The organism is Pseudomonas sp. XP1, from assembly GCF_053557675.1.
This window is the reverse complement of the sequence record NZ_JBNRIJ010000005.1, coordinates 232120-238390: the sequence shown is the minus strand read 5'-3', so window position 1 is coordinate 238390 and position 6271 is coordinate 232120. Positions and strand designations below refer to the sequence as shown.

Here is a 6271-nt window from a genome sequence, read left to right as displayed (position 1 = left end):
GGCTTGCCGGCGATGAGGCCGGTTGCCCCTCCCCAAAGCCCCGGCTTATCCTCCTCCCCCTCAGCCCACCAGCCTCAGGACCTGCCCAATGATCCACAGCGCGCAGCATGCCGCCTCCTATTACGCCGCCAGCAGCGCGCCACACCCCGACCACTCCTTCCTGCAAGGCGAGCACAGCGCCGACGTGTGCATCGTAGGCGGCGGTTACTCGGGCCTGAACACCGCCATCGAACTGGCCGAGCGCGGCTTCTCGGTCATCCTGCTGGAGGCGCGCAAGCTCGGTTGGGGCGCCAGCGGGCGCAATGGTGGGCAACTGATACGTGGCGTCGGCCACGGCTTGGAACAGTTCCTCCCGGTCATCGGCGAGGAAGGCGTGCGCAGCCTTAAACTGATGGGCCTGGAAGCCGTGCAGATCGTCCGCGAGCGGGTCGAAAGGCATGCCATCGCCTGCGACCTCACCTGGGGTTACTGCGACCTGGCCAACAAACCCGCCGAACTGCTGGGCTTTGCGGAGGATGCCGAAGAACTGCGCGGCCTCGGCTACGCACATGAACTGCGCCTGGTCGGCAAGGACGATATCCACAGCGTGGTCGGCGCCGACTGCTATGTCGGCGGGCTGGTCGACATGGGCTCCGGGCACCTGCACCCGCTCAACCTGGCTCTGGGTGAGGCTGCCGTGGCCAGCCGCCTGGGCGTGAAGCTGTTCGAGCAGTCCGAGGTCACACGCATCGACTACGGCCCGGAATTACAGGTGCACACCGCCCAGGGCCGGGTACGTGCCAAGACCCTGGTGCTGTGCTGCAACGCCTACCACAACGACCTCAACCGCGAACTGGGCGGCAAAGTGCTGCCAGCCGGCAGCTACATCATCGCCACCGAGCCGCTGGGCGAGGAGCGTGCCCATTCACTGCTGCCGCAGAACATGGCGGTGTGTGACCAGCGCGTGGCACTGGACTATTACCGCCTGTCCGCCGACCAGCGCCTGTTGTTCGGCGGTGCCTGCCACTATTCAGGCCGCGACCCGAAGGACATCGCTGCCTACATGCGGCCAAAGATGCTCAAGGTTTTCCCGCAACTGGCCGACGTGCGCATCGACTACCAGTGGGGCGGCATGATCGGCATCGGTGCCAACCGCCTGCCGCAGGTTGGCCGCCTGGCCAGCCAGCCGAACGTGTATTACGCCCAGGCATACTCCGGCCATGGGCTCAACGCCACCCACCTGGCTGCGCGTCTGCTCGGCGAAGCCATCAGCGGCCAGGAAAGCGGGCGGTTCGACCTGTTTGCCAAGGTGCCGCACATCACCTTCCCCGGCGGCAAGCACCTGCGCTCGCCGCTGCTGGCGCTGGGGATGCTGTGGCATCGCCTGAAAGAGCTGATCTGAAAGCTGCGCACTGCCCCTTGTGGGAGCGGCCTTGCGTCGCGAAAGGGCTGCGAAGCAGCCCCGGCAATTCATGCAGCGATGCAAATATCCTGGGGCCGCTGTGCGGCCCTTTCGCGACACAAGGCCACTCCCACAACGATCGCATCAATCTTTCCAGAAGGGCTTACGCCCCTCGGTCCGGGCCTGCTCCCAGCTCAGCCCGATATCGCGCAACTCGTCATCGGTCAACTGCAGCAGCGCCCTGCGGGTGTGCCAGCGATGCAGCATCAGCCCCCAACGCCCCAAACCTTCCGGCGCGTTGAACACCTTTGCTTGCTGCCCGGCTTCCAGTTCCTTGGCCAACAGTTGCAAGCGCACATCGCTCATGCCACCCATCACCGCATCCTCTCGTTCAGTTGATACCGTGAAGAAAGCATGCGCTTCGGCATTACCCGCAATACAGATCCAATACAGCCTTATTATTCCCATACAGAATTGGCCGCAGGCCTACTGAATGCTGTATTTTCGGCGCAACTGTACTGGTCGCCACGCTATTGCAGCGAAGGAGTATGCCGTGACCCTTTATCTGAACCTTGCCGAACTGCTCGGTGCGCGCATTGAACAGGGCCTCTACCGCCCCGGCCAGCGCCTGCCGTCAGTGCGCGCCCTGAGCGTGGAGCACGGGGTCAGCCTGAGCACCGTGCAGCAGGCCTACCGCATGCTGGAAGACAGCGGCATGGTCTCGCCCAGGCCCAAGTCCGGCTACTTCGTCAACGACCACCGTCACCTGCCGGCCCTGCCCGCCGTCAGCCGCCCGGCCCAGCGCCCGGTGGACATCTCGCAATGGGAGCAGGTGCTGGAACTGGTGCGCAGCACCCCACGCCAAGGAGTGATCCAGCTAGGCCGCGGTATGCCCGACATCGACAGCCCCACCCTCAAGCCACTGCTGCGCAGCCTCGCCCAGCTGAGCAGGCGGCAGGACATGCCCGGCCTGTACTACGACAACATCCACGGCAACCTGGCCCTGCGCGAACAGGTGGCCCGGCTGATGCTCGACTCCGGCTGCCGCCTGGGCCCGGGCGACCTGGTGATAACCACCGGCTGCCATGAGGCGCTGTCATGCAGCATCCGCGCGGTATGCGAGCCGGGCGATATCGTCGCTGTCGACTCCCCCAGCTTCCACGGCGCCATGCAGACCCTCAAGGGCCTGGGCATGAAAGCCCTGGAAATCCCAACCGACCCGGTCACCGGCATCAGCCTCGAGGCGCTGGAACTGGCCCTGGAGCAGTGGCCGATCAAGCTCATCCAGATCACCCCCAGCTGCAACAACCCGCTCGGCTACATCATGCCCGAGGCCCGCAAGAAGGCCCTGCTGAGCCTGGCCCAGCGCTACGACGTGGCGATACTCGAAGATGATGTATACGGCGACCTGGCCTACACCTACCCGCGCCCACGTACTCTCAAGTCGTTTGACGACGACGGCCGCGTGCTGCTTTGCAGTTCGTTCTCCAAGACCCTCGCCCCCGGCCTGCGAATAGGCTGGGTCGCGCCCGGTCGTTACCTGGAGCGGGTGCTGCACATGAAGTACATCAGTACCGGCAGCACGGCCAGCCAGCCGCAGTTGGCCATTGCCGACTTCATCGCCGGCGGGCACTACCAACCCCACGTGCGGCGCATGCGCAGCCAGTACCAGCGTGGCCGCGACCTGATGAGCGACTGGGTGACTCGCTACTTCCCGGTGGGCACCCGGGTCAGCCGGCCGCAAGGTGGCTTCATGCTATGGGTGGAATTACCTGAACATTTCGATACGCTGCGCCTGAACCGGGCTTTACTGGAGCAGGACGTGCAGGTTGCCGTGGGCAGCATCTTCTCGGCGTCGGGCAAGTTCCGCCACTGCCTACGCATGAACTTCGCCGCGCGGCCGACGCCGCAGATCGAAGCCGCCGTGCGCAAGGTGGGTGAAACCGCCCTTCGTCTACTGGATGAAGAAACCGCCGGCGCGTAACTTTGCGCTGCCCGCCACGGTCCAACCTATCAAGCCTTTGCTGCACAGGACGATCTACCCTTGAGACTCCAGCGAGCTCTGCCTCTGCTGCTGGTGCTACTGCTCGGCCTTGCCGGCTGTGCCAGCGTCGGCACGCCCCGCGAAACCAGCCAGGCGCTACCCGCCAAAGACTCGGCCTTCGGCCGCTCGGTACTGCGCCAGGCCGCGCCCTATGGTGGCCGCTCGGGCTTTCGCCTGCTGCCCAACAGCAACGAGGCGTTCCGCGCCCGCGCCGAACTGATCCGCAACGCCCAGGCGAGCATCGATCTGCAGTACTACATCGTCCACGATGGCCTCAGCACCCGCGCCCTGGTGCATGAACTGCTGCGCGCCGCCGACCGTGGCGTGCGCGTGCGCATTCTGCTCGACGACACCACCAGCGACGGCCTGGACGTCATCATGGGCACTCTCGATGCCCACCCGAACATTCAGATACGTGTGTTCAACCCGCTGCACCTGGGCCGCAGCACCGGCGTGACGCGCGCGGTTGGCCGCCTGTTCAACCTGTCGCGTCAGCATCGGCGCATGCACAACAAGCTGTTCCTGGTGGACAACAGCATGGCCATCGTCGGCGGGCGCAACCTGGGCGATGAGTATTTCGATGCCGAACCCAACCTCAACTTCACCGACATCGACTTGCTGGGCGTCGGCCCGGTGGCCGAACAGCTTGGTCACAGCTTCGACCAATACTGGAACAGCGCCCTGAGCCGGCCGATTACCGACTTCCTCTGGCGCGACCCGGACGCCAGCGACCTGCGCGCCAGCCGCCACCGCCTGGAAGTCTCGCTGGCCGAAGCCAGGACCCAGCGCAAAGCCCTGTATGACCGCTTGATGGCCTACCAGTCGCAGCCACGCCTGGATGTGTGGCGCAACGAGCTGATCTGGGCCCATGCCCAGGCGCTGTGGGATGCGCCAAGCAAAGTGCTGGCCGATGACGAACCGGACCCGCAACTACTGCTGACTCAGCAACTGGCCCCTGACTTGAGCAAGGTGCAACACGAACTGATCCTGGTATCTGCGTACTTCGTACCCGGCGAGTCCGGCCTGCTGTACCTGACCCACAGCGCCGACGCGGGCATCTCGGTCAAGCTGTTGACCAACTCGCTTGAGGCTACCGACGTGCCGGCAGTGCATGGCGGCTATGCGCCGTATCGGCGGGCGCTGCTGGAGCATGGCGTGCAACTGTACGAGCTGCGTCGCCAACCCGGCGACCCCAGCGCCCGGCACAGCTTGAGCTTCCACGGCAGCTCGGACTCGAGCCTGCACAGCAAGGCGATCGTGTTCGACCGGCGCAAGACCTTCATCGGCTCGTTCAACTTCGATCCGCGTTCGGTGTTGTGGAATACCGAGGTCGGGGTGCTGGTGGACAGTCCGGAGCTGGCCGAGTACACCCGCGCGCTGGCGGTACAGGGCATGGCCCCGGCCTTGAGCTACCAGCCGATGCTGGTGGGTAACCAGATGGTATGGGTGACAGAGGAAAATGGCAGGCGGCGCATGCTGACATCCGAACCGGGCGGGATGTGGCGGCGGTTCAATGCCTGGATCAGCAAGGCGGTTGGCCTGGAGAAGATGTTGTAGCGGCGATTGCTGGGGGCGCTCTGCGCCCCTTTCGCGACACAAGGCCGCTCCCACAAAGGTGCAGCGTACGCCGATCAAATGTGGGAGCGGCCTTGCGTCGCGATGGGCCGCAAAGCGGCCCCAAAAATGCCTCAGGCAGAAGCAGGCTCGAAGGCCCCGCGCCGCCGGGTCAACACCACCAACCCCGCAGCCCCCGCAGCCATGAGCAACGGCAACGCATGCCCGCTGATCCACTGGCTGCCTGCCCCGGCCAACAACGGCCCGAGCAGGCAGCCAATACCCCATAGCTGCGCCACATGGGCATTGGCCCGCACCAGTTCATCATCGCGGTAGCGCTCGCCAATCAGCACCAGCGACAAGGTGAACAAGCCCCCGGCACTGGCGCCGAACAGTACCCACAACGGCCAGATCGCCGGTGTATGCAGCAGCAGCGGAATCGCCAGGCTGGATACCAGCAGGGTCACCGCACAGCCGGTGAACAAGGTACGCCGCGACATGTGATCGGCCAGCGCGCCGATGGGCAGCTGCAGCACCGCATCGCCCACCACCACGGTACTGACCATGAACAGGGCGATTTCGGTGCTGAAGCCCTGCTGCAGGCAATACACCGGCAACAAGGTCAGGATCATTGCCTCGAACGAGGCAAACAGGGCAATGGCCCAGGCGATCACCGGCAAACGCCGGCAGAAGGCGAACAGGTCGCCGAAGGTGACGCTGCAAGCCTCTGTGCTGGGCGCACCGCCACGGCCAAGGAGAATCATCGGCGCGACCAGCAGCAGGCCGGTCGCGGCCCAGAAGCCGAAGTCGTCATCCGAGCCGAGAAAGCCCAGCACCAGCGGCCCGGCCAACTGGCTGAGGGCGTAGCTGCTGCCATACAGCGCCACCAGGCGGCCACGCCATTGCTCGACCACCAGTTGGTTGATCCAGCTTTCGCCGAGGATGAACACCACAGTCAGCGACATGCCGATCAGCAGGCGCAACAGCAGCCACAGCGGGTAGCTAGGCAGCAGTGCGACCAGGCCGATCGACAGCGCCCCGCCCCACAGGCACAGGCGCATGGCCGGGGGCACGCCGACCCAGCCGGCCAGGCGACTGGCCAGGCTGGCACCCAGCAGTACACCCAGCGCCGGCATCGCGGCCATCACGCCGATGGCGAAGCTGCCGTAGCCCCAGGCTTCCAGGCGCAGGGATACCAGCGGCATGCTCACGCCGAGTGCCAGCCCGACGCTTAGCACCGATGCCAGTACGGCGAAGTAGGTACCCCAACGCATTGCAGCCTCCCAGGCAGA

At 65.3% G+C, this 6271-nt stretch carries 5 protein-coding genes; 3 read left to right on the top strand and 2 right to left on the bottom strand.

Features of this window, described 5'->3' with window-relative positions:
• Nucleotides 1–88 precede the first annotated feature (88 nt).
• Entirely contained in the window at nucleotides 89–1381 is a 1293-nt protein-coding gene (locus ACK1U9_RS07420) for an NAD(P)/FAD-dependent oxidoreductase (protein WP_196187858.1), read from the top strand.
• A 144-nt stretch (nucleotides 1382–1525) separates the two neighbouring features.
• On the opposite strand, the gene ACK1U9_RS07415 is transcribed toward ACK1U9_RS07420, so the two are convergent.
• A complete protein-coding gene (locus tag ACK1U9_RS07415; RefSeq protein ID WP_039612328.1) occupies nucleotides 1526–1756 on the bottom strand; it encodes a DUF1127 domain-containing protein in 231 nt (76 codons plus the stop codon).
• A gap of 178 nt (nucleotides 1757–1934) precedes the next feature.
• Here ACK1U9_RS07415 and ACK1U9_RS07410 point away from each other — a divergent pair, with 178 nt between their 5' ends.
• Together ACK1U9_RS07410 and ACK1U9_RS07405 are read left to right on the top strand one after the other, a co-directional pair.
• Entirely contained in the window at nucleotides 1935–3365 is a 1431-nt protein-coding gene (locus ACK1U9_RS07410) for an aminotransferase-like domain-containing protein (protein ID WP_449109798.1), read from the top strand.
• A 60-nt stretch (nucleotides 3366–3425) separates the two neighbouring features.
• The gene (locus ACK1U9_RS07405; protein ID WP_153670619.1) at nucleotides 3426–4982 is read left to right on the top strand and encodes a phospholipase D family protein; all 1557 of its coding nucleotides are present in this window, start codon (nucleotides 3426–3428) and stop codon (nucleotides 4980–4982) included.
• Between the two features lie 131 nt (nucleotides 4983–5113).
• On the opposite strand, the gene ACK1U9_RS07400 is transcribed toward ACK1U9_RS07405, so the two are convergent.
• Entirely contained in the window at nucleotides 5114–6253 is a 1140-nt protein-coding gene (locus ACK1U9_RS07400; RefSeq protein ID WP_153670618.1) for an MFS transporter, read from the bottom strand.
• Nucleotides 6254–6271 lie beyond the last annotated feature (18 nt).

Bases quoted from the DNA above. Each gene is read 5' to 3' on its own strand.
- ACK1U9_RS07420 (WP_196187858.1), top strand. From the start codon at position 89: ATGATCCACAGCGCGCAGCATGCCGCCTCCTATTACGCCGCCAGCAGC.
- ACK1U9_RS07415 (WP_039612328.1), bottom strand. From the start codon at position 1,756: ATGGGTGGCATGAGCGATGTGCGCTTGCAACTGTTGGCCAAGGAACTG.
- ACK1U9_RS07400 (WP_153670618.1), bottom strand. From the start codon at position 6,253: ATGCGTTGGGGTACCTACTTCGCCGTACTGGCATCGGTGCTAAGCGTC.